General features: G+C 54.1%; 1 protein-coding gene. It reads right to left on the bottom strand.

Features of this window, described 5'->3' with window-relative positions; all coding sequences use genetic code 11:
* On the bottom strand, positions 1 to 268 hold a 268-nt coding region (locus SB847_RS21205; RefSeq protein ID WP_410578606.1), incomplete at both ends, for a porin.

Below are 268 nucleotides of genomic sequence, written 5' to 3'. Positions count from 1 at the left end.
ACCAGCGGTGAAGGTACCGAACTGCTCACTATCTAGACCGATGTAGCTGTTACGTACTTCATCAAAACCGGACGCTTGGTTGCGCTCATCGCCAGTAAAACGCCACTCAACGCGAGCAAACGCGCGCAGGTCGGACGTGATCTGATGATCAGCGGTAACGCGAAGACGAGAGCCAAAGTTACGGAACTCTTCACCATTATCGACGCCATCTTTTGCGCCGCCGCCTTCAATACCCATGGCGATACGGCCATAAAGATCCAGCGTGGTG

The organism is Bacillus sp. SIMBA_026 (genome assembly GCF_046535335.1).
Lineage (GTDB): Bacteria > Bacillota > Bacilli > Bacillales > Bacillaceae > Bacillus > Bacillus velezensis.
Note: the sequence above shows the minus strand (reverse complement) of the source record. Positions and strands in the feature narration are given on the sequence as shown.